This is a genomic window from Sphingomonas sp. GW821-FHT04B01 (genome assembly GCF_059420425.1).
Window position 1 is genome coordinate 1 of record NZ_JBWKTR010000020.1, and the last position, 21479, is coordinate 21479.

Annotated in this window: 14 protein-coding genes; 3 read left to right on the forward strand and 11 right to left on the reverse strand. The window is 64.2% G+C overall.

What is annotated here, in order from left to right; translation table 11 throughout:
• Nucleotides 1-85: 85 nt before the first annotated feature.
• The 5 genes from AC07UH_RS20880 to AC07UH_RS20900 all read right to left on the reverse strand — a co-directional run bounded on the left by AC07UH_RS20880 (nucleotide 86) and on the right by AC07UH_RS20900 (nucleotide 6115).
• The gene (locus AC07UH_RS20880) at nucleotides 86-367 is read right to left on the reverse strand and encodes an STAS domain-containing protein (RefSeq protein WP_495182102.1); all 282 of its coding nucleotides are present in this window, start codon (nucleotides 365-367) and stop codon (nucleotides 86-88) included.
• Nucleotides 368-465: 98 nt separating this feature from the next.
• The gene (locus AC07UH_RS20885; RefSeq protein ID WP_495182103.1) at nucleotides 466-2316 is read right to left on the reverse strand and encodes a methyl-accepting chemotaxis protein; all 1851 of its coding nucleotides are present in this window, start codon (nucleotides 2314-2316) and stop codon (nucleotides 466-468) included.
• A gap of 608 nt (nucleotides 2317-2924) precedes the next feature.
• Nucleotides 2925-4253: a GntT/GntP/DsdX family permease gene (locus AC07UH_RS20890; RefSeq protein WP_495182104.1), complete on the reverse strand. Its 1329-nt coding sequence runs from the start codon at nucleotides 4251-4253 to the stop codon at nucleotides 2925-2927.
• A 3-nt stretch (nucleotides 4254-4256) separates the two neighbouring features.
• Entirely contained in the window at nucleotides 4257-4649 is a 393-nt protein-coding gene (locus tag AC07UH_RS20895) for a RidA family protein (RefSeq protein ID WP_495182105.1), read from the reverse strand.
• The gene (locus tag AC07UH_RS20900) at nucleotides 4646-6115 is read right to left on the reverse strand and encodes an N-acyl-D-amino-acid deacylase family protein (RefSeq protein WP_495182106.1); all 1470 of its coding nucleotides are present in this window, start codon (nucleotides 6113-6115) and stop codon (nucleotides 4646-4648) included. Before AC07UH_RS20900 ends, AC07UH_RS20895 begins: the two co-directional genes overlap by 4 nt.
• Before the next feature lie 86 nt (nucleotides 6116-6201).
• On the opposite strand from AC07UH_RS20900, the gene AC07UH_RS20905 reads away from it, so the two are divergent.
• Nucleotides 6202-7437, forward strand: coding sequence for an amino acid deaminase (locus AC07UH_RS20905; protein WP_495182107.1), 1236 nt, complete (start codon nucleotides 6202-6204; stop codon nucleotides 7435-7437).
• Between the two features lie 28 nt (nucleotides 7438-7465).
• Here the strand turns inward: AC07UH_RS20905 and AC07UH_RS20910 are convergent, their stop codons facing one another.
• The 6 genes from AC07UH_RS20910 to AC07UH_RS20935 all read right to left on the reverse strand — a co-directional run bounded on the left by AC07UH_RS20910 (nucleotide 7466) and on the right by AC07UH_RS20935 (nucleotide 17595).
• The gene (locus AC07UH_RS20910; protein ID WP_495182108.1) at nucleotides 7466-9574 is read right to left on the reverse strand and encodes an alpha-L-fucosidase; all 2109 of its coding nucleotides are present in this window, start codon (nucleotides 9572-9574) and stop codon (nucleotides 7466-7468) included.
• On the reverse strand, nucleotides 9571-11871 hold the full coding sequence (locus tag AC07UH_RS20915) for a beta-N-acetylhexosaminidase (protein WP_495182109.1): 2301 nt from the start codon (nucleotides 11869-11871) through the stop codon (nucleotides 9571-9573). The genes AC07UH_RS20910 and AC07UH_RS20915 overlap by 4 nt, the downstream gene beginning before the upstream one ends.
• The gene (locus tag AC07UH_RS20920) at nucleotides 11871-15041 is read right to left on the reverse strand and encodes a TonB-dependent receptor (protein ID WP_495189986.1); all 3171 of its coding nucleotides are present in this window, start codon (nucleotides 15039-15041) and stop codon (nucleotides 11871-11873) included. Before AC07UH_RS20920 ends, AC07UH_RS20915 begins: the two co-directional genes overlap by 1 nt.
• 200 nt (nucleotides 15042-15241) lie before the next feature.
• On the reverse strand, nucleotides 15242-16294 hold the full coding sequence (locus tag AC07UH_RS20925; RefSeq protein WP_495182110.1) for a FecR family protein: 1053 nt from the start codon (nucleotides 16292-16294) through the stop codon (nucleotides 15242-15244).
• 11 nt (nucleotides 16295-16305) lie between these two features.
• Nucleotides 16306-16800, reverse strand: a complete 495-nt coding sequence (locus AC07UH_RS20930; RefSeq protein ID WP_495182111.1) for a sigma-70 family RNA polymerase sigma factor — start codon at nucleotides 16798-16800, stop codon at nucleotides 16306-16308.
• A 201-nt stretch (nucleotides 16801-17001) separates the two neighbouring features.
• Nucleotides 17002-17595 carry a recombinase family protein gene (locus AC07UH_RS20935; RefSeq protein WP_495182112.1) on the reverse strand — a complete coding sequence of 198 codons (594 nt, stop codon included), beginning with the start codon at nucleotides 17593-17595 and terminating at the stop codon, nucleotides 17002-17004.
• A 147-nt stretch (nucleotides 17596-17742) separates the two neighbouring features.
• Here AC07UH_RS20935 and AC07UH_RS20940 point away from each other — a divergent pair, with 147 nt between their 5' ends.
• A complete protein-coding gene (locus tag AC07UH_RS20940; protein ID WP_495182113.1) occupies nucleotides 17743-19212 on the forward strand; it encodes a transposase in 1470 nt (489 codons plus the stop codon).
• Nucleotides 19212-20036: an AAA family ATPase gene (locus tag AC07UH_RS20945; protein ID WP_495182114.1), complete on the forward strand. Its 825-nt coding sequence runs from the start codon at nucleotides 19212-19214 to the stop codon at nucleotides 20034-20036. Before AC07UH_RS20940 ends, AC07UH_RS20945 begins: the two co-directional genes overlap by 1 nt.
• The last annotated feature ends 1443 nt before the right edge of the window (nucleotides 20037-21479 follow it).

Below are 21479 nucleotides of genomic sequence, written 5' to 3' on the forward strand. Positions count from 1 at the left end.
AAGCTCGCCTCCATCGTGGCGAGGCCTTCGTCGCATTCCTGAAAGAAGATCTGCTGGATCTCGTCGAGGTTCATCATTCGTCCTTTCAGGCGTCGAGACCGAGCGCATCGTCGAGTCGGGCGAGCGCGATCATGCGGCCCAGCGCGTTGCTGCAATGGACGAGGCGGAAGTCGCCCCCTCCCGCCTCCGCGGTCATGCGGCCGCTTGCCAATACCTGGAGGCAGGCGAGCCCCGCGCGGGCGACCTCACTGCCGTCTAAATGCACCGGCACGGCACGATCAATCCGATCGAGCAGCGTCTGGCGGAGCGAGACCGCTGCCGACGTATCGAGCGTCGTAGGAAGCAGGAAGGTGGTAGAATGAGGCATGTAATTTCGACCTTTGCAAAAGGCGATGTAGCCAACTAGATAGATAATACACAGTAATTGGCGGGGGCCGGCAATAGATTTCTGTTACTATTCATCATTTAGAACTCCGACCAGTCATCATTAACAAGCGCCACGGCCGCATTGCCTGACGAACGTAGCGCCGCTTTGCCGATCTGCCGCCCCGCCGTTGCAGCACGGGCCTGCAGCTGATGTACCGGCTGTGCTGTTGACATAGATGGCGCGCCCGTACGGAAACGCGCGATCTGGCGCGACATACCGTCGACTTCACTGGCGAGGCTTCGAGCGGCAGCGGTCGCCTCCTCAACCATCGCGGCATTCTGTTGGGTGACGCCATCCATCTCCGAAACGGCGGTATTGATTTGCTGGAGCCCGGTGGACTGCTGAACGGTAGACTGCGCGATCTCGGAAACGAGCGCATCGATCTCGCCGATACGATTGATGATGTGTTCGAGGGCCGTACCTGTCTCACCGACAAGCTGAACACCGGCCTCGACTTGAAGCGAGGAGGTGCTGATACGGGTTTTAACGTCCTTGGCTGCTTCGGCCGAACGCTGCGCGAGAGCCCGCACTTCCGAAGCCACCACTGCAAAGCCTCGACCTGCGTCACCTGCGCGCGCTGCCTCGACGCCGGCATTCAGGGCAAGCAGATTGGTCTGGAACGCTATGCCGTCGATGACGGAGATGATCTCCGAGATTTCCGACGACGAGCGCTCGATACCTCCCATCGCTTCCACCGCACGACGAACCACCTCACCGGAATGCACCGCTTCCTCCCGGGCACTTCGCACGGCTGCATTTGCACTATTGGCTTTGTCGGCCGTGCTGCGAACGGTGGAGGTTATCTCGTCCATTGCTGCCGCCGTTTCCTCAAGGGATGCTGCCTGCTGCTCAGTCCGCTGTGACAGATCGTCCGATGCCTGTCGAATGTCTGATGCGCCTGAGTTGATTCCACCCGCCGCTTCGGTGACCTGAGACAAGGTGGTTTGCAGCGATGCCGCGGCGGCATTGAAATCAGCTTTCAGCTTAGCAAACGGTCCTTGAAGATCGGCTTCAACGCGCGAGATCAAATCCCCATCAGCCAGCTTCGACAACGCCGAACCAATACTGCCGACGATCATGGCGGTCTGTTCGGTCTTTGCAGCTTCTGCCGCGACAAGCTGGTCGCGCAACTGCTTCAACGCGGCAGCGAGCTGGCCGACTTCATCGGTGCGATCATCAGCTGACACCGCTACATCCATGCGACCGCTGGCCAGCTCGCCAAGCGCATTTGTGACCTGTGACACCGGCTTCGCGATTTGTTTGACGAGGACGGTCAAAATCAGGCCAAGACCAAGGAAGGCGACTGCCACAGCAATCATCAGCATGGTGCGTGCGCGGCCATACAGTGCATCACCCTCATCGCTTGATGCCGTCGCTAATCCCGCCTCAAACTTACTTAGATCACCTGCAACTTTCGACGCAGCATCAAACTGCCGCTGCGAGGCGCCGCGCATTAGAGCTGTCGCTTCCGCATTCTTATTCTGACGCGACAATACTAATAACGCACGGTCTGCCGCAAGGTACGCTGCCCACCTTTCATGAAATGCCCCGAGCAACGCACGCGCCTGTGGTTTATGGAGGCTCTCGTCGAGGCTTTTATAGTTCTGATCGATCAATGCCTTTTGCGCATTGATCTTTGCCTCCGCAGTGCTCATGGCGCCTGGATCAAGCGCAAGGATGTGCTCAGCTTCTGCAATGCGGAAGTCGGACGTTGCCGTATTGATATCATCGGTCAGCATGACCTTCGGCAATCGGTCGCGAAGGGCAAGGCTCATCAGGCCATTGATCGACCCCATCTCAGCGATGGAAAACCAGGTGAGGGCTACCAGCAAGAGCCCGACGCCGCCAAAGGCGATCAGCAGCTTGTTGCTGATCCGCACGTTTTTCATGATCCGATTCCTCAAGGGAGACGGATACACTCTATTGCTGGTGCATTAACAACCCGTTTCGGATGTGTATAGAAATGACGTCAGTTGGTGACCTTTGGTCATGATGCGTGACCAGTGCTGGCTTGACCTACAGTTCAGGAGGCTGTGTGGCTACATCAGCAATTGTGACAAGGTATGCCTCTAAAGTATCGAGCCATCGCTTTGCAGTTTTACGAACCTTCCACGTCGATCCTCCGGATTGTCATGGAACTCGACTAAACCACGGGCTTCCAGAACACTTGGCTGCCGAAGAGCTGTCGTTCGCGGAGCTAAGGCCTCGGCGCATACTCGGGATATTAAAAGATCGGCACGTTGCTCCATGACATAAAGAGCATCATGTTCCAAGCGGCATCATCAATCTGATTCGGACCAAAGAACCTTAACTGCAAAGCACGGTGTGCCAACTCGCTACGCGCCATCTCAGTTGCGCAATCACCGCGATTCTGCTTCATCCGCACGCATTCCCCCAATTTGGGTTGTATAGCGCGAGATTTGGTCCAAACCTGTAAATATCAGAAATAAGTGGCATATGTTTGCAGCGCTAAATGGCACCTACTTAGATTTATAATTTATATGAGTAGCGACGTTATGAGCGTCATCACCAGTGCTGTGATCGATATAAGGGTTTCGCACACCGTCCAGCTGCGGAATGTATCCAGCACGCTCATGCCGAAATATTCTTTGACCAGCCAGAAGCCGCCATCATTAACATGGCTGAACACCACCGACCCCGCGCCGGTCGCGATGACGAGCAGTTCGGGGCGGACCGTCGAGGCGACTGCGATCGGCGCGACGATCCCGGCGGTCGTCGCCATGGCGACCGTGGCGGAGCCGGTGGCGATGCGGATCAGCGCGGCGATCAGCCATGCCAGCATGAGGGTCGGGACATGCCACGCTGCGGCGACCGCGACAATAGCGGCGGACGCCCCGCTGTCGGTCAGCACCCGGCCAAAGCCCGCACCGACGCCGACGACGAGGGTAATCATCGCCGTCGGCGCCAGACATTCGTTGGTGAAGCGCTGTATCGTGTCCAGACTCAGGCCGCGTGCCAGGCCGAGTGTCCAGTAGCTCACCAGCACCGCCGTCAGCAGCGCGACGACCGGCGAACCAATGAACTGAAGTCCGGCACCGCTCGGAGACGCCGCCATCGGTCCCGACGCGCCCAGGCTGCCGATCAGCATCAGAATGACGGGTAGGAGCAGCGTTGCGACCGTAATTCCGAACGACGGAAGCGATGCCACGGCTGCGCCGTCGCGAGGGAGGGCGGTCGGCGTCGTCGGATCCAGCCGGGGGACGATCAGTCGAGCGTAAAGCGGCCCCGCGATCGCGGCGGTAGGAACGCCGATCAGCGCCGCCAGCAACACGGTAAGACCGATGTCTGCGTGATAAGCTTGTGTCGCGAGCATGGCCGCCGGGTGCGGAGGGACCATGGCGTGGACGACGGAAAGGCCGGCCGCCATCGGCAGCCCCAGGCTCAACGGGTGCTTGCGGAGCCGCTGCGCCACGACGAGGATGATCGGAACAAGGAGGACGAACCCGACCTCGAAGAAGACCGGCAGCCCGACGATCAGCGCGATCGTCATCGCCGCCCAGTCCGCCCGGCGTTCGCCAAAGGCCCGGATGACGGTATCGGCAATCCGGTCCGCACCGCCGGACTCGATCATCATCTTGCCCAGGATCGTGCCCAGTCCGACGACCAGCGCGATATGACCCAGCGCCCCGCCGACCCCGGCCTCGAACCCCTTGACGATCGCCGCCGCAGGAAGCCCGGTCGTGAGCGCGAGGCCGAGCGACACCAGGATCAGCGCGATGAACGGACTAAGCCGCACCCGCACGATCAGCAGGATCAGAATCGCGACGGCCGCTGCCGCCTCGATCAGCAGCAGCGTGGCAGACATCACTTAAGGCTTCTTCCAGGCGACGCAGTCCACCTCGACCTTGCAGTCGACGACCATCTGCGAGACGACACAGGCCCGCGCGGGCGGGTTGGCGCCAAAATATTCCTTGAAGATGCGGTTGAACGACATGAAATCGCGTGGATCGTCCAGCCATACACCGCAGCGTACGACATGTTCGGGGCAATATCCGGCTTCCTCCAGGATCTTCAGGACGTTGCGGATTGCCTGATGCGTCTGGGGGACGATGCCGCCACCGATCACCTCGCCATCGACCATCGGCACCTGACCCGAGACATAGAGCCAGCCGTCCGCCTGCACGGCGCGCGCGAAGGGCAGATGCTGTCCACCGGTGCCGCTGCCGCCTTCGACGCCGAAGCGCGTGATACCATCGGTCATGATGCAATAGGTCCTTCCAGTTGAAAATCTGTGGTGCCCGGCCGGCGGAGCATCCGCCCGCCGCGCGCGCCGGTGACGGCCCCACCGGCCAGTGCCGCCACGCCGTTGACCCAGACGCCCAGCACACCGTCGGCCGGCTGCTGCGGGTCGTCATAGCTGGCGCGATCGGCGATCCGTTCGGGATCGAACAGCACCAGATCGGCCGCCAGGCCGGGGCGGATATAGCCCCGGTCGACCAACCCCAGCCGATCGGCCGCCAGGCCGGTCATCTTGCGGATAGCGACTGGCAGGGTCAGCAACCCGCGTGTCCGGACATAATGGGCGATGACACGCGGGAAGCTGCCCCAGAGCCGGGGATGGGGACGCGGGTCGCAGGGCAGGCCGTCCGAGCCGACCATCGTCAGCCGGTGCGCTAGGATGCGATCAACATCGCGTTCGTCCATGCAGTGATAGACCGCCCCAGCGGGCTGGAGCCGCTTGGCCGCCTCGACCGATGCGACGCCCCAATCCTCGGCGATGTCGCCCAGCATTCGCCCGGCCTGTTCGGATTCGGGATCGGACCATGTAACCATGATCGGCGTTTCCGGGACGACCTGCTTCAGGTCGAGCGTCGAGGAACTGGCGGTATAGGGATAGCAGTCGCACCCGACGGGTTGCACCTGCGCCGCAGCCTCCAGCCGGGCGAGGATCTCGCCGCTGCGCCCATGTTGCGGCGCACCCGCGCATTTCAGGTGCGAGACGACCAGCGGTGCGGCTGCGTCGCGCGCGATCGCCACCGCCTCGTCGATCGCTTCGAGGATCGCCCCGCCTTCGCTGCGCAAATGGGTCGCGTACAGCGCCCCCGTATCGCGCAACGCTTCGGCGATCGCCGCCACCTCCTGCGTCGAGGCGCTTGCGGCATTGGCATAGGCGAGGCCGGTCGAGAAGCCGAAGGCGCCCGAGGCGAGGGCTTCGGCAAGGTCCGCGCGCATCGCCAGGCGCTCGGCTTCGGTCGCATCGCGGTCGAGCTGATCGAGATGGCGCGCGCGCATCGCGGTATGCCCGACCAGCGCGACGACGTTGGTGGCGGGTCCCGCCGCGTCGACCGCCTCGGCATAGGCCGCGAAGCTGTCGTATCGGAAGTCCTGCGCGTCGCCGAGCAGGATCATGGGATCGGGCAGGGTTGCACCGGTGCCGCGCCCCGCTCCGGCGCTGATCCCGCAATTGCCGACGACGACCGTGGTGACGCCCTGGGTAATCTTGGGCAGCATGGCAGGCGCGGTGATGGCCACCAGATCGTCATGGGTATGCGCGTCGATGAAGCCCGGCGCCAGCACCAGCCCCCGTCCGTCGATCGCACCGTCGGGCAGGGCGGCGGACGCCGGATCGATCGAGGCGATCCAGCCGCCCATGATCGTCACGTCGGCGCAATAGCCTGCCGCACCCGAGCCGTCATATACCGTCGCACCGGCGATGATCGTTTGCATCAAGATGCGCCTTTCACGAGCTGAAGCGTCATTGCTGATGGGCCTTCCGCATCGGCCGAGCGGACAGGGTGGCTGGGAGAAGGACGGTGAGCGTGCAGGATATGGAATTGAACAAGGGCGTGGGTCACGCCGGGCAGGACTGGAACCTGCTCGCCGGGGACGTGCCATGGCCGGCCGCGGTGCTGAGCGGATCGCGCATGGCGCATAATCTGGCGTGGATGCGGGACTTCATCGACGCCTATGGCCTGACGCTGGCCCCGCACGGCAAGACCACGATGGCGCCCACGCTGTTCCGGCGCCAGTTGGAGGCCGGTGCCTGGGGCATCACCGTCGCGACCGTCCAGCAGGCGCGGGTCGCCGCAGCGCACGGTGTCGAGCATATCCTGATCGCCAACCAGGTGGTCGGCGCGGCGAATGTCGCCATGCTCGCGGAACTGGCGGCGCGACGCGATCTGGACGTGATGTGCCTGGTCGACAGCGCGGCGGGCGTCGACCTGCTGGGTCAGGCCTGTGAGGCGCGCGGCGCCAGGCTCGACGTGCTGATCGAACTGGCCCCCGAACCCGACCAGCCCGGACTGCGCACCGGCGTCCGCACCGAGGAGGAACTGGCGGCGGTCCTGAAGGCGCTGGTCCCCTGGCTGGGCACGCTCCGGCTCGCGGGGGTCGAATTCTACGAGGGCGTGCTCCCCGACGAGGCGGAGGTGCGCCGCTTCGTCCGACGCGCGGTGACGGTCGCGGCGCGGCTGATGGCCGAGGGGCGGGTCGAGCGCGCACCCGGCATCCTGACCGGTGCCGGTTCGGCCTGGTACGATATCGTCGCGGAGGAAAGCGCGGAGGCTGTGCGGGACGGCTCCGTCCAGGTGCTGCTGCGGCCGGGCTGCTATATCAGCCATGACGATGGCCTGTACCGGGCCGCGCAGGAGGGAATCCTGCGCCGCAATCCGGTCGCGCCGCGCCTCGGCGCACCGTTGCAACCCGCGCTGCGGATCTGGGCGGCGGTGCAGTCCATTCCCGATCCCGCACGCGCGGTGGTGGCGATGGGCAAGCGCGACGTGGCCTTCGACGCCGGGCTGCCGCGCCCCGCCACGCTGTTCCGTCCCGGACGCGACAGCCGCCCGGGCGACGCGCCGGACCATTGGGAAGTGACCGGCCTGATGGACCAGCACGCCTATCTCGCCATCACGCCGGGTGACGATCTGGCGGTGGGGGACGTGCTGGCCTTCGATATCTCGCATCCTTGCCTGACCTTCGATAAATGGCGCCGCATCCTGGTCGCCGATGACGATCACCGCGTGGTGGACGTCATCGAGACCTTCTTCTGAAGCGACGGCTGCGCCGTCGCTGTCCGACCTACCGGGTCAACAGGCCGATCTCCGCGATGGCGAGCCGCGTCTCGCCATTGGCGGTCCGGGGGAAGGCGATCTCGATATAGCGGCCGCGATGCGGGTGCGCGAAGACGAGGCGCTGCGGCGCCTGGTTGGCGGCGATGTTGGCGAACTCGCCGGTTTCCTGCACCGGACCGGACAGCGCCGGGGCATCGCCGATCCGCACCGTCCAAATCGCCGGATCGCCGGCGCCCTGCGGCGCATGCCAGCCCGGCTTCAGGACGAAGCCGCGTATGCTCACGCTGCGTCCCAGGTCGATCGTCACCGAGCAGGGCTTGCCGTCGGCACCGACCAGCGGCGCGATCCAGTCGGTACGGTTGAGCTCGTCGATCAGCTTCTCGGCCTGGGGCGCACTGGCGCGGACGATCGTCCAGTCGCTCTTGCGAATGTCAAAGTCGCGCCGCCCGACGCTGCTGATCGCGCGGCTTGCCAGATGGATGCCGATCGCCTGCACCGTCCCGCCATCGGGCAAGGCGAAAGGGGCCGTATAGCGGGGTGAGGCGGCGGTGGGGGTGCTGCCGTCGGTCGTATAGGCGATGGCTTGACCCGGCGCGTCGCTGGTCAGCGTCACCAGCCCCTCCCGGTCGCGTGCGATATGCGGCGGTTCGAGCAGGACCGGGGCGAGATAGACGCCGAACTCGGTGATCGCCGGAACCCCCGTGGCCGCGACGATACGCAGGCGGACATGGCGGGCGGAGACGGGGGTGTCGAGCCGGACCACGCGCTGCGATCCGATCCCCTGCCTAGCCATGATCTCGCGCCAGCCCCCGGCCTGCGCGATATCGATCGCGAACCGGTCGACCCGCAGACCCTGCGGCAGATGCTCGGCAAGTCGGATGACGTCGAACGTCTTCGCCCCGCCCAGATCGAGCGTCAGCATCGGCGATGCGGCGCCGTCAGCCGCTGCCCAGAAGCTGTCCGGCTTGCCGTCGAGGACATGGGCGGCCGGATGGCCGGTCCGCGCGCTGCTGGCCGAGGCGGTGGCGCCGCGCGCGAGGTCGGTCGCGTACATATCCCGCACCGCCTTGCCGAACGTGGCGAGGTTGCCGACATCCTCGTCGGTGATCCGCCCGCGCGTATCGGGTGCCAGGTTCAGCAGCAGCCCGGCGCTGCGCCCCACCGTCTCGAAATAGATCTTCATTAGATTGGCCGGGCTGCGGCTCTGCCCATCCTCATAGGCGTGCCAGAACCAGCCATAGCGGGTCGAGACATCGGCCTCGGCGGGCCACCAGACCGATCCGCCGCGCACCCCCGAATTGCCCTTTTCAGGGGTGAAGCCCTGGTCGTCCATCGTCGCCCAGCACGGATCGCCCGCCTCGCCCTCCTCGTTGCCAATCCAGCGCAGGTCCGCACCGACGGGGTCGAAGGTGCAGGCCATCGGCTGGAGCTGGTGGACGAAGTCGATGATCGACGGCCAGTCATAATAGGGGACCGCATCGATCTTCCGCATCTCGCGCGCGCCGCCATAATAGCCGTCCCCGCCGTTCGCGCCGTCGAAGAATACCTCGTAGACCGGGCCGTATCGCGTCAGCAGCTCGCGCAACTGGTTGCGGAAGAAGGTGATATAGGCCGGGCGCCCATAGTCGGGATGATTGCGGTCCCAGGGCGACAGATAGATGCCGAACTTTAGTCCCTGGCGGCGACACGCCTCGGCCAGTTCGCCGACGATATCGCCCTTGCCGTTCTTATAGGGGCTGTTCTTGACGCTATGCTCGGTGAAGGCGCTGGGCCAGAGGCAGAAGCCGTCATGATGCTTGGCGGTGATGATCAGGCCGCGCATATTGGCCGCCCTGGCCGCCCCCACGATCTGGTCGGCGTCGAACCCTTTGGGATCGAAGATGGCGGGATCCTCGTCGCCATAGCCCCATTCGCGATCGGTGAAGGTGTTGATCGTGAAGTGGACGAAGGCATTCTGCTCCATCCGGTGCCACGCCAGCTGCCGCGCGGAGGGCGTCGCGCCGTAAGGCTTCAGGGCGGTCGCAGCCGGTTCGGCCAGCGCCCGTCCCGGTAGCGTGAGGGTGGCGGCGGCCAGCGCGATAGCGTCGCGGCGCGAAGGGCGGGGGGTATCGATCACTCGGGGTCCTTCATGGTCAGTCGCACCGTGTCGATGCCGTAGAGCGGGCCACCGACCGGCGGGGCGATCGTCAGGCATAGGTCGCCCTCGGACCGGCTGCGGGGCAGCGGCGCGGACAGGGTGAAGCGGTTCGCGCTTCCGGCGGGATCGGGTAGCGGCATCGATGCCAGGACGGGGCCGTCGCACCCCGGGCCATGGACGATCAGCGTGCCGAACTGGCTGGGGGTGTAGCGCCAGACGACCTGCTCCCGCTGTTCCTGTCGCAGCGCGAAGTTCCGGGGCAGGCGGCCGATCGTCACCGCAATGCCGTCGACCCGGTCGAGCGGCGCGGCCGCATAGGTCCAGCACAGGTTGAAGATATTCATGCTGTGCGCGGGGCCGTTACCGGTCGCGTCGCGGGTCAGCGGCAGGCGCAGCAGGATACCGGGGCCGGGACAGGGGACGAGTGCGGCGCTCAACCGCTTGAGCAGCGCGGCGGGGGCGGTGTCGAAGCTTCGGACCGCCGCGAGCGGGCGGCCATCGGGGGCGAAATCGCTGGCGCGCAACACCGTGCCCGGCGCGACCGTCACGGGCGCCGAATAGGCGCGCGAACGGGTGGTCGGCGTGCTGCCGTCGATCGTGTAGCGGATCGTGCCATAGGGGGCCTGGCGGGCCATGGCGATCGACATCCTGCGGCTTCGCAAGGCCGCCCCGACCCCGCCGACCACGCTGAAATCGACCGCAAAGGCACTGTCCGCGACGGCCACCCCCTGCCTGGCATAGCGGTTCAGCTGCGGATCGAGCCGGGACAGGAAGTTCGGCCAGTCGCGCGTGCCCGCAGGGGACCAGGTCATTTCCGCCAGCGCCGCCAGACGCGGGAACAGCGCATGTTCGCGCTGTTCGGGCGTGACCATATATTCGGCCCAGAGATTGGCCTGTGCGCCCAGCACGTGATGCGCCCTGGACGCCGCGATCGCCTTGGGCAGCGGGTCATAGGCATAGACGTCAGCCAGCGTCTGGACCTTCATCCGGCCGGGCGGCTCGTCACCGCGCGCGCTTTGCAGATTGTCGAAATAGAGGGTGGGGCCGGGGGAAAGGACCACGTCATGGCCCATATTGGCTGCCTCGATCGCCCCTTTTTCCCCCCGCCACGACATGACCGAGGCCGAGGCGGGCAGCCCGCCCTCCAATATCTCGTCCCAGCCGATCAGGCGGCGACCATGGCGTGCGAGATGCTGGCCGAGCTGCCCGACGAACCAGCTTTGCAACTGCTGTTCGTCCGCGATCCCCAATGCCCGCATCTTTGCCTGCACCGCCGGGGATGCCCGCCACTGATCCTTCAGCGCCTCGTCGCCCCCGATATGGATATAGGGCGAGGGGAAGATCGCCATCACCTCGTCCAGGACGTTCCGGACGAAGTCGAGGCTCTGGTCGGTGACGTCGAACAGATAGGGATTGATCCCCCAGTCGCCCGATACCGGCGGACGGTCGCCCAGCACGCCGATCGCGGGATAGGCGGCGATCGCGGCCTGGGCATGGCCAGGCAGGTCGATCTCGGGCACGATCGTCACCGCGCGCGCGGCCGCATAGGCGACCAGATCGCGCAACTCGACCTGGGTATAGAAGCCGCCATAGCGTTCCCCGTCCGGGCTTCGCCAGGCGCCAATCCGGGTCAGATCGGGGTAGCGCTTGATATCGATCCGCCAGCCCTGATCGTCGGTCAGATGGAGTTGCAGCCGGTTGAGCTTGGTCTGCGCCATCATGTCGATGATGCGCTTGACCGAGTCTATCGGCTGCATGTGGCGCGCCACGTCGAGCATCACGCCGCGCCAGGCGAAGCGGGGCGCGTCCTCGATCGTCATCGCCGCGACGGTGACGCCGGTGCCGAACCGCGCGTCCGGGGTCAGGAACTGGGCGAGGGTCATCGCCCCATAGAACAGCCCGGCATCGCTCGCCGCCTGGATCCGGATGCCTGTCGCGCCGGCGTCGAGCTGATATCGTTCGTCGCCGGCTGGAGCCTGTCCGGCCCGGATGAAGCGGATCGCGCCGTCGTCCCCTTCGACCACGGTCAGGGTCAGGCCGCGCGTGCGGGCGACGATCTCTGCCATCCGGCGCGCGGCATTCATGGCACCGGCATCACCCGCCGGAACGGCGATGCGCGCGCCCGTGTCGATCCGGATACGCCCGGTGCCCGTCGTCAGATGGGCGGGGCGCGGCAGGACCGGAATCACCGGGCTGGCGGCGATCACCATCACTGCCGCCAGGGCGAGCAGGCCGCGTGCAGCCTGCACACCGCCTGCCCGCACGCCCCCGGTCATCAGAAGCGCGTCGTCGCGGCGATCGAGATCTGCCGCCCCAGCGTGTCGTAACGCTGCGGGATCGTGTTGCCGCGCGACAGCGCATAGTCGTAGGTGTTGGTCAAGATCGGCTGCTGACGGTCGAAGATGTTGTTTACCGCCGCAGTCAGGGTCAGCCGCTTGGCGATGTTGAAGGCGAGCGCGAGGTCGAAATAATTATAGGGCGCGATGCGGGTGAAGTCGGACACGGCGGTCGCGGGGGTCGATTGCGGACCGCCATTCTGCCCCGCCGTCGTCCCGTCGATATAGCGCCACGCCAGCGACGCGGAGAAGATCTGCTCCGCCGAGGAATAGGTCGCACGGACATTGTGGATCCAGCGCGGCGTCGGCTGCGGGCAGGAGCCCCCGAAATAGCCTACGCAGTTGGTCCGCGGCTGATTGACCGCGGCCTGGCCACCCTGGTCGGTCGTCAGCGTGCCGTTCATCAGCAGGTCGACCTTGCCCGCCTTCGCGCCGAGCGGGATCGAATATTGCGCCTGGAAGTCGTAGCCGCCGGCATATAGGCGATAGGCGTTGAGATTGCCGCCCTGAATATAGCCCGCCGATGTGCTGGTGCTGGTGAGCTGATAGGTGGTCGGGTCGCGGACGAGGCGGCTGCAATAATAGGGGTCGCCGGTGATGACGCAGCCGTCCACTGCAAAGCTGGCGCCCAGATAGCTGATCACGCTGTTGACCTGGATCTTGTAGCGATCGATCGACAGGCTGAGGCGCGGGATGAAGCGCGGCGTGAGCACGAAGCCGAAGGTCGTGGTCCGTGCATCCTCCGGGCTGATCGGCACGCCGTTGTTGCGCTGGCGGCAGATATCGTCGACGCAGCGGATGCTGCCCGGAATACCCGCTGCGATCGCATTGCCATATTGGCTATCGGGCAACCCGGTGAGGCGACAGGCCTCACGGCTGGCGCGCGGGGCAACGCCGTTGACGCTGGCGCAGGGGTCGACGATCGTCGCGTTCTGGAAGCCGACCGTTTGATCCGCTTCACGCAGACCAGGCGCGCGCGCCGCGCGATTGCGGCCGAAGCGGAAAGTGATGTCCTCGGACGGCGAATAGATCGCCTCGATCTTCCAGGTGTTGAAGGTATCTGGATTGGTGCTGTACTTCGACAGGCGATAGCCGCCATTGACCTGCAACAGTTTGATCAGGCTGACATTCTGCACCAGCGGCAGCTGAGCCTCGACATTGCCCTCTACCACGTCCTGCTTAGCGGACTGATCGGCCCGACCTCCATAAACCTCGGTGAACCGCGCGTTCTGCAGGCCACGCTGTTCCTGCTTGCGGTATTCAGCGCCAACCGCGACCGCGAGTCCCTGTTCGGCGAACGGGGAGCGGATACCATAACGGGTAAAGTCGGCAGTCAGATTGGCGGTGGCATCGTAGAATTTCGAGCGAAGGTCACTATCGCCCAGTCCTTCGTTGAAGAGATAGTTGCTCAGTGCTGCACTGCCACGATTGTTGGCGACGAACACGTTGAGCGGGACGCAGGTGGGGTCGGTGCCGTCCACAACCGAGCGGCAGGTCGGTACGCCGTTCACGTTCACGACGTCCAGTGCACGATTGACCTCGCCCGCGACGGGGTTGCCGCCTGGCTGCCAATGCTGGCGGCTCTCATCGTAGACGCCACCAACATCATAATGCCAGCCATCAGCGATCTGCCCCCTGATCGAGGCGTTGATCCGCGTCTGGGTATTGGTGAACGTCTCTTTGTCGCGGTCGCCCGCCAAGCCTGGAAAGCCATATTGGACGCCCAGCGGAGCGTAGGCGGCGGTACCGGCCCGAGCGCCGCAGATCGTCTGCGCCTGCGAGGCGGATAGGAGCGGATTGTTGCAGTTGACCTGGTAAGTGCCCTGCACGTACGGCCCGTAGAGCAGGTTCGCCGACTTATCGTGCAGGTACATGACGCCGAGCGATATCTCGGCCGCCGGGGACGCCTTGAAGTTGATGAAGCCACCGGCATTGTAGCGTTCGTATCCGCGCGCGGCCAGCCGGTCGCCCTGGTTGGCGTAGCCCGGGATGGTCGAGGCGGGGGCGAAGACGCCCGGGCTGCCGGTGACGTTGGAATAGTTCGCGCCGTTGGCGGTCAGCGTTCCGTTGGGCGAGGCGGCGGTGACGCCACAGATCAGATTGTTGACGCGCAGCGGATTGCCGGTGTCGCGGCGCAACTGACATCCCGACGCATCGCGATCGCGGAACAGGATCCCGTCGGCTGTGCGGTAGGTGCCATAGACTGAGATGTTCAGGCGGTTGTCGAGGAAATTATGGCCATAGGTTGCGCTCAAATCGGCGCGTCCGCCATCGTTTGTCAGCCCCCTGGGTGTCGGTATCCCGTAACGCTGCGCGACCGGGGTAGAGGCATTGTCGCGGTTGTTGTGGTTGTAGAAGCTGTAGTTGGCAGACAACTGCAGCCCGGTGAAATCACGCCGGATGATGTAGTTCACGACGCCAGCGATCGCGTCCGAGCCATAGACCGACGAGGCACCGCCGGTCAGCAGATCGATCCGCTCGACCAGCGAGACCGGGATCAGGTTGGTGTCAACGGACTCGGTGCCAGCGATACGTTGCCCGTTGATCAGCGACAGCGTGCGGTTGAAGTCCAGACCGCGCAGCTTCACGCCGCGTTGCTGGCCGTTGCTCTGCTGGTAATTCTGCTGCGCATCCGGCTGGACCTGGCCGAGACGGTTGGTCACCTCTTCCAGATTGACCGCGCCCTGCGCCTTGATTTCCGACGAGGTGATCGTCGTGATCGGGCTGGCCGATTTAAGGTTGGGACGGACGATGCGGGTGCCGGTGACCACGATGTCGCCGCCTCCCGACGCCTGCGGTGCCGGGGGCTCCCCGGAGATCACCGCCTCGCGCTGCTGCTCGCTTGCGACTGTCTGCCCGACGCTAGTGATCCCAGCGGGGGTAAGGCCGACCGAACGTGCAGCCACGACGTACACGTTCTGTTGGGTCTGCGAGGCGCCGAAGCCACTGTCACGAAGCAGCCGATCGAGCGCGGTGGTGGCGGGCATGGTGCCCGACACGGCGGGGGAGCGGCGATCGGCGATGCGGGCCTCGTCGAACACGATCTGGATCCGCGCCTGATGCGCCAGGGTCCGAAGCGCTTGGCCCAGCGGCTGGGGCCGGACATCCACCTTGACTGTGCTTTGCTGGGCGATGGCGGGTGCGGCGGTCATCCCGACCGTAACCGTCGCCGCTATCAGGGTCATCGCGCTCACGCGTGACGCGATGGTACCAAATCCACTCCTGTTCGACATGTCGCCCCCCTTTTTGGTTACAACAACATGACGCTCCAGGATCAAAAACACTCAGCAGGTGATCAAAAATAATTCTATTATGTCGTCGGCGGAAAGTTCCGTGGTAGTGATTTGGTATCATCAGGCTTATGGCGCGGCGAAAGCAGGATCGACCCCTGCGAGGGAACGACACGCACTGGGAACGCCGCGACGACGCCTTGCAGGAAGGCGTCGATATCGCCCGCATTGAAGACGCCGCTAATGCGGATTGCCGAGGCTTCAGGGGTGACGACGACCGGCCTGCCGATATTGTAGCGGTTGACTCGCTGCACCGCGATCAGCAGCGGCTCGTCGGTAAAGGACAATTGCCCCCCCTCCAGCCGATCGCTGATCGCCGCAGTCCGCAGCGTCGCCAGCGGCGTATCGGTCGACACGATCAGTTCGTGCCCCGGCGTCAGGGCCTGTTCGGCGGTTTCACGCGCGCCACGCACCGCGGCGAACTGCGGGTCCGGGCCTTCGGCCGCGTCGCGTAGAACCGAGACACGTCCCTCATACAGCGCCACGCGGACCTGATCGGGCAGTTGTTCGACCGAAAAGACCGTGCCGATGGCCACGACCACGCTCTTGCCGCTAGTCACGGCAAAGGGGCGCAGCGGATTCTTGGCGACCTTGAAGCTGGCCCGGCCATGATCCAGCGTCAGTTCGCGACGATCGTCGCTGAAGCGAACACGGACGCCGGTGTCGGCATCGAGCGTCATCGTCGATCCGTCGGCCAGCATCACGGTACGCCGCTCTCCGATACCGGTCTCATAGTAACGCGACGACGTATGCAGTGCCGCGAACAGACCGATGGCCAGCAGCAGGGCCGCGGCGACCGCCACCCATCCGGCCCGCGGGATGGGGCGGGCGGTCCAGCGCCGCGCGCCAGCCTGTTGGACCGCACCCAAGGCGTGCCGGCGCAACATCAGCAGTTCGGGCGCGTGCGCGTGATCGTCAAATCCGTCCCACAACCCCCGCACGCGTTCGAAACGCTCCGCATGGCTGGGATCGGCCGCCAGCCACGCCGCGAGCGCCGCCTGATCCTTGGGGCTGAGCGGTGCGTCGTGGCATCGCACGCACCAGGCGATCGCGACATCGTCGACGGCGTCCATCCGATCCGAGATCATTCCACGCCTCCGGCATCGCGAAGCAGGGTTCGCATAGCGTTGGCGATATGCTTATCGACGGCACTGACCGAGATGCCGAAGACATTCGCAATGGCTTTGCGCTGCAGGCCTTCCAGGCGGAAGAGTATGAAGATGTGACGTGTCCGTTCTGGCAGGCCGTTGAGCGTTCGTGTGACCTGGCTGACGCTTTCCCGCGCCTCCAGCGTCCGGGCCGCATCCAGGCAGTCGATATTGCCGTCTAACTGCATCTCACCGTGCTGATAGCGGATGCGAATGCTCTCGCGACGATAATGGTCGTTGACCAGGTTCGCCGCGATACGAAAGATATAGGCCTCGGGATTGTCGACGACATGCTGCGGCCCAGAGGCGAGGCGGCAGAACAGGTCTTGGGTCAGATCCTCGGCAAGCGAGGTATCGCCTAGGCGTCGCTGGAAGAACGCCATCAGCGCCGGACGAAGCCGCTTGGACAGCTCCAGCAGGTTGCCGGCCATGGCCGTCGATTGTATCTGCCCCGTTCCCATAGTCCTTAGACGCGCGAATGCCCCCAAGCCTCATCACGGAATGTGATATCAGGTTCACAGATGGAAAAGCTCGTTCAGAATAACGAAACTGCTTGCCGCATAAACCCCCACCAGGTCTCGATGTGCACGCAAGGGCTAAGTGCATCTCAGCACAATTGGACGGAGCAGCCATCAAGCCGCTTTAGATAGAGTGACTGGTTGCCGCCCGAGAGTCCGGTATACGGTCGGCCGCGAAATGGAGAATAACTCGGCGAGGTCGCTGATCGAGTAGTCGCCGGTGTCGTACATGCGTCGCAGCTCCTTTTGCTGCCGATCGGACAGCTTGGGCTTCTTACCGCGTAGCTTACCCTTAGCCCGCGCGACCGCCATGCCCTCGCGAGTGCGGAGCCTGATAAGGTCTGCCTCAAACTCGGCAAAAGTAGCAAGGATGTTGAAGAACAGCTTGCCCATCGGATCGGACGGATCGTGGACGCTGGCACCAAGCTGAAGCTTCACCCCACGGGCGGCGAGGCCGTCCCCGATCGCACGCGCATCCGGCACTGAGCGTGCGAGCCTATCGAGTTTCGGGACCACCAGCGTGTCGCCGCTCCGCACTGCCGCCAGCGCTTGGTCAAGGCCGGGTCGATCCCGGTTCGTGCCGGTGAAGCCCTTGTCGGTGTAGATGCGATCGGCTGCCACCCCGAGCTTGAGCAGCGCGTCCTGCTGGGCGGAGAGATCCTGTTTGTCGGTCGAGCAGCGGGCATAGCCAATCAGCGTGTGCGTCATGGGCTGAAGTGTAACGTAAAAGGCCCCATCACCGCAAAACATATGGTACTATCTATGTGAGACTCGGCGTCTGGCCGTTTTCCGTAAGTCGATCGGCCGGATGGGGCGGGTTCGCAGAACGATCCTCTATCGGACAGGGCGATCACCATGGCGGATGATCGAGGGCCGGAGAAAGGCAGCGCCGAGGTCGCGAAGCGCATGGCCGTGTTGCGACCCCATCTAATCGATGGCGTGCCGCTAGCGAGGGTTGCGACCGATGCCGGCATCCCGATCCGCACCGCCCAGCGCTGGATCGCCCGCTACCGTGCCGATGGTCCCGCCGGGCTAGCGCGTCCCCGGCGACCGGAAGCAGGCAAGCGCACTTTTCCGAAGGAGCTGGTGGAGCTGATCGAAGGCATGGCGCTTCTCAAGCCGCCGCCATCGATCGCGACCATTCATCGGCGCATCACTAGCTTGGCCGGTGAGCGGGGATGGCGAGCCCCATCCTACGGCAGCGTGCGCAGCATCGTGGGCGGGATCGATCCGGCGATGGCGACCCTGGCGCACGAGGGTGCAGCCGCCTTCCGCGACAAGTACGAGCTGGTGCATCGTCATCGGGCTGTCCGGCCGAACGCGACATGGCAGGCTGACCATACGCAGCTGGACATTCTGATCCTCGATGCCAGCGGTAGGGAGGCACGGCCATGGCTGACGACCGTGGTGGACGACCACTCGCGGGCGGTCGCGGGTTACATGGTGATGCTGGGCGCTCCGTCCGCGCTCAACACGTCGCTCGCGCTGCGACAGGCGATCTGGCGCAAAGCCGATCCGGCGTGGCCGGTGTGCGGCATCCCCGACGTGCTGCACATCGATCACGGATCGGACTTCACCAGCCTCCACCTTGAACAGGCAGCGGCTGACCTGCGCATCCGCCTGATTTACTCAGGCATCGCCCGTCCGCAGGGGCGCGGCAAGATCGAGCGGCTGTTCCGCACCATCAACACCGAGCTGCTGCCCGAACTGCCGGGCAATCTGCGCAATGGCAAGCCAGCCTCGCCACCCCGCCTGTCGCTCGCCACGCTGGACGCCGCGATCGGCGCTTACATCGTCTCGACCTACAATGCCCGTCCGCATCGAGCGATCGGTATGTCTCCCGTGGACGCATGGCGCGGCGACGGGTGGTTGCCCCGGATGCCGGAGACGCTGGCCGAGTTGGACGCACTGCTGGTCATGGTCGCCAAGCCCCGCACCGTGCATCGCGACGGCATTCGCTTCGAGGGGCTTCGCTACTTCGATCCGACCCTCGCAGCCTATGTCGGGGAGCCGGTGACGATCCGCTACGATCCCCGCGACATGGGTGAGGTCCGGGTCTTCCACCGCAACACCTTCCTGTGCCGGGCCGTGAGCGCCGAGCATGCCGGCGACAGCATCACGCTAAAGGACATACAGGCGGCCCGCGTCGCGCACCGCCGTCGCTTGCGAAGCGAGATCGGCGAGCGCAAGGCCCGCGTCGCCGACTTCTTCCCGGCCCTTGTGCTTCGCCCCGCTCAGCTAGCGGCACCCCTCCCGCCACCAGGCCCCGAACCGATGGACAAGCCGAAAGGTCGCCGCTTGCGCACCTATAGCGAGGATGATTGATGGGCACGGCGCGCGCCACCAGTTTCATCGCAACCCAGGAGCATCGCCGCTTCACAGAGTTCGCCGATGCCGTTCGCAAGCACCGCTATATCGGCCTGTGCCATGGACCCGCCGGAGTCGGAAAAACGCTCTCCGCTCGCCGCTACGCCCATTGGGACGTGGCCGCCGAAACCGTCGAGGAGTGGGGCAGACGCGGGCCGGATGAGGCAAAGGTCAATGCCCACCTTGCCCGCTCCCGAGCCGTCTTCTTTACACCTACGGTCAGTTGCAGCCTACGCGAGCTGCGGCATGATGTGCCGGCGCTCATCGATCGTGCCGACATCTGCATCGACGATCACGTTCGTCCGTATGTGGAGGGCAAGTGTAAGATCATCGACCACACCACCCGCTATGTCGAGCTGCTGATCGTGGACGAGGCGGAACGGCTGACCACGACGGCGCTGGAATGGCTGCGCGACCTGTTCGATCGGCGGGGGATCGGCCTCATCCTGATCGGAATGCCGGGAATCGATAAGCGCATGGCGCGCTATCCCCAGCTCTTTAGCCGTGTCGGCTTCGCTCACCATTACCGGCCCTTGCAGGACCAAGAGTTGACGTTCGTGCTGACGAGGCGCTGGCGCGACCTCGGCCTTTCACTGGACGATGCCGACTTCACCGATGCACAGGCGGTCGCCGCGATCGTACGCATGACGGGGGGCAACTTCCGCCTCCTGCACCGCCTGTTCGTCCAGATCGAGCGCATTCTGCGCCTGAACGAGCTGACCGTCATCACCGAGGATGTGGTGGAGGCCGCCCGCAGCACCCTCGTTATTGGTGTCACTTAGCGCTGATAGAACCGTGCTATTCATCGCTGACATCTACATTCGCGACATGACCCCATTCCCGTAACTCCGTCGCTAGGTGTCCGTTTTGGGAAAGCGCAATCGGGAACAGGTTATGGGGAATGGTGCCGCCTCAGAGGTGAAGTACTCCCCCCTCACCTTCTGTGATTCCGGTCGAGCTTCGTTTTCGGGAAGCGGTTCACTTGCGCTGAGGTGGGCCTCATCGTACCGTACCATCACGGTTAGCAATGAGAGATTGTTGGCGATGAACACCGCACAGTTCAAGGTGAACGCCGGGGAGCGGCGCGCCTTGTCAATCGTTTTTGCCGTATTCTTTGCCGTAGGACTGTTCGGAGTAATTGCGGTATGTGCAGGTACTCACTGACTCACGAGCCAGACAGCTTATCACGAGGGCGTGATGGGCATAAATCATTGTGATGTTAGATATTAGAGACCGGCACGATGCTCTTGATTTTAGCCGCCGCTGGCAACGTCATGTTTTATGGTTGGCTTGGCTGGTTTATTGCCGGACGGATCGGTACTGTAAATCAAGCTAACTTTGCAGGCTGGTTTCTTGCGATAGGCTTTGCCATTGGCAGCTTTGGAGGACACGCTGGATCGGAGGCAGAGGCTGTCCTAGCTTTCCGAGGGGTTGGTTATCTACTCGGCATCATTGTGTTCACAGCGCTGCTTCTACACCGACGTGCTGGAAGTCTCCGGGGTCAGCCTTAACGGTGGCTCTTCATCAAACCCGGTCATTCCCGAAATTCGATCCTTTTTGGCAAAAGTGGCGGGGCAGCCGAAAAGGCTGAGGCTCAGCACCTCCTCCGCTGCCAACATGAATGAATGGCAGAAGGTGAGGAGCCGAAAAGAGGCCGCGAATGACCGGATGTGGGTCTGCATGCTTGCGGCGTTGCACACGCATAAACGACACGGGGATTGCGGCGAGGTAGCCTTGCGGCGCTACAGGTTGAAGCGTATATATGGCTGGCTACGATGTTCTATGTCTATAGGTCATCCCCTGAGCCCCGAGCGTTCCAGCGTTCGGGGCTCAAACTTTTAAGGACGCCCCGGCGTTCCAGCGCCGGGACGTCCCCAACTCGGCCTAGTGGCGCGACAGCTCGATAATCTTCACTATCAAGCTGAGGAGCGCGACGACGAGCGTCGCGACGCCGAGAACCAGTGCTACGATTGTTGCGGTGTCTATATGTATCACCTCCCTTGACCGCCCGGGTTGGGCTGCCACGGGCCGGATAGGCTCTCTGGCAGAGATAGACTAGCCTTCCGACGCGGAGGAGGTGGCACCTCTAGGCGACGATCGACGCTGATCTAACAGCTCGGGGATGAGCCGCAGCAACACCGGTGCGTGCTAGGGTCAGGACCCATTGATGGGAGAGGCGCGATCTGATTGAGGCTCCGTGAGGAGACCGTGAATGAGCGACCTGT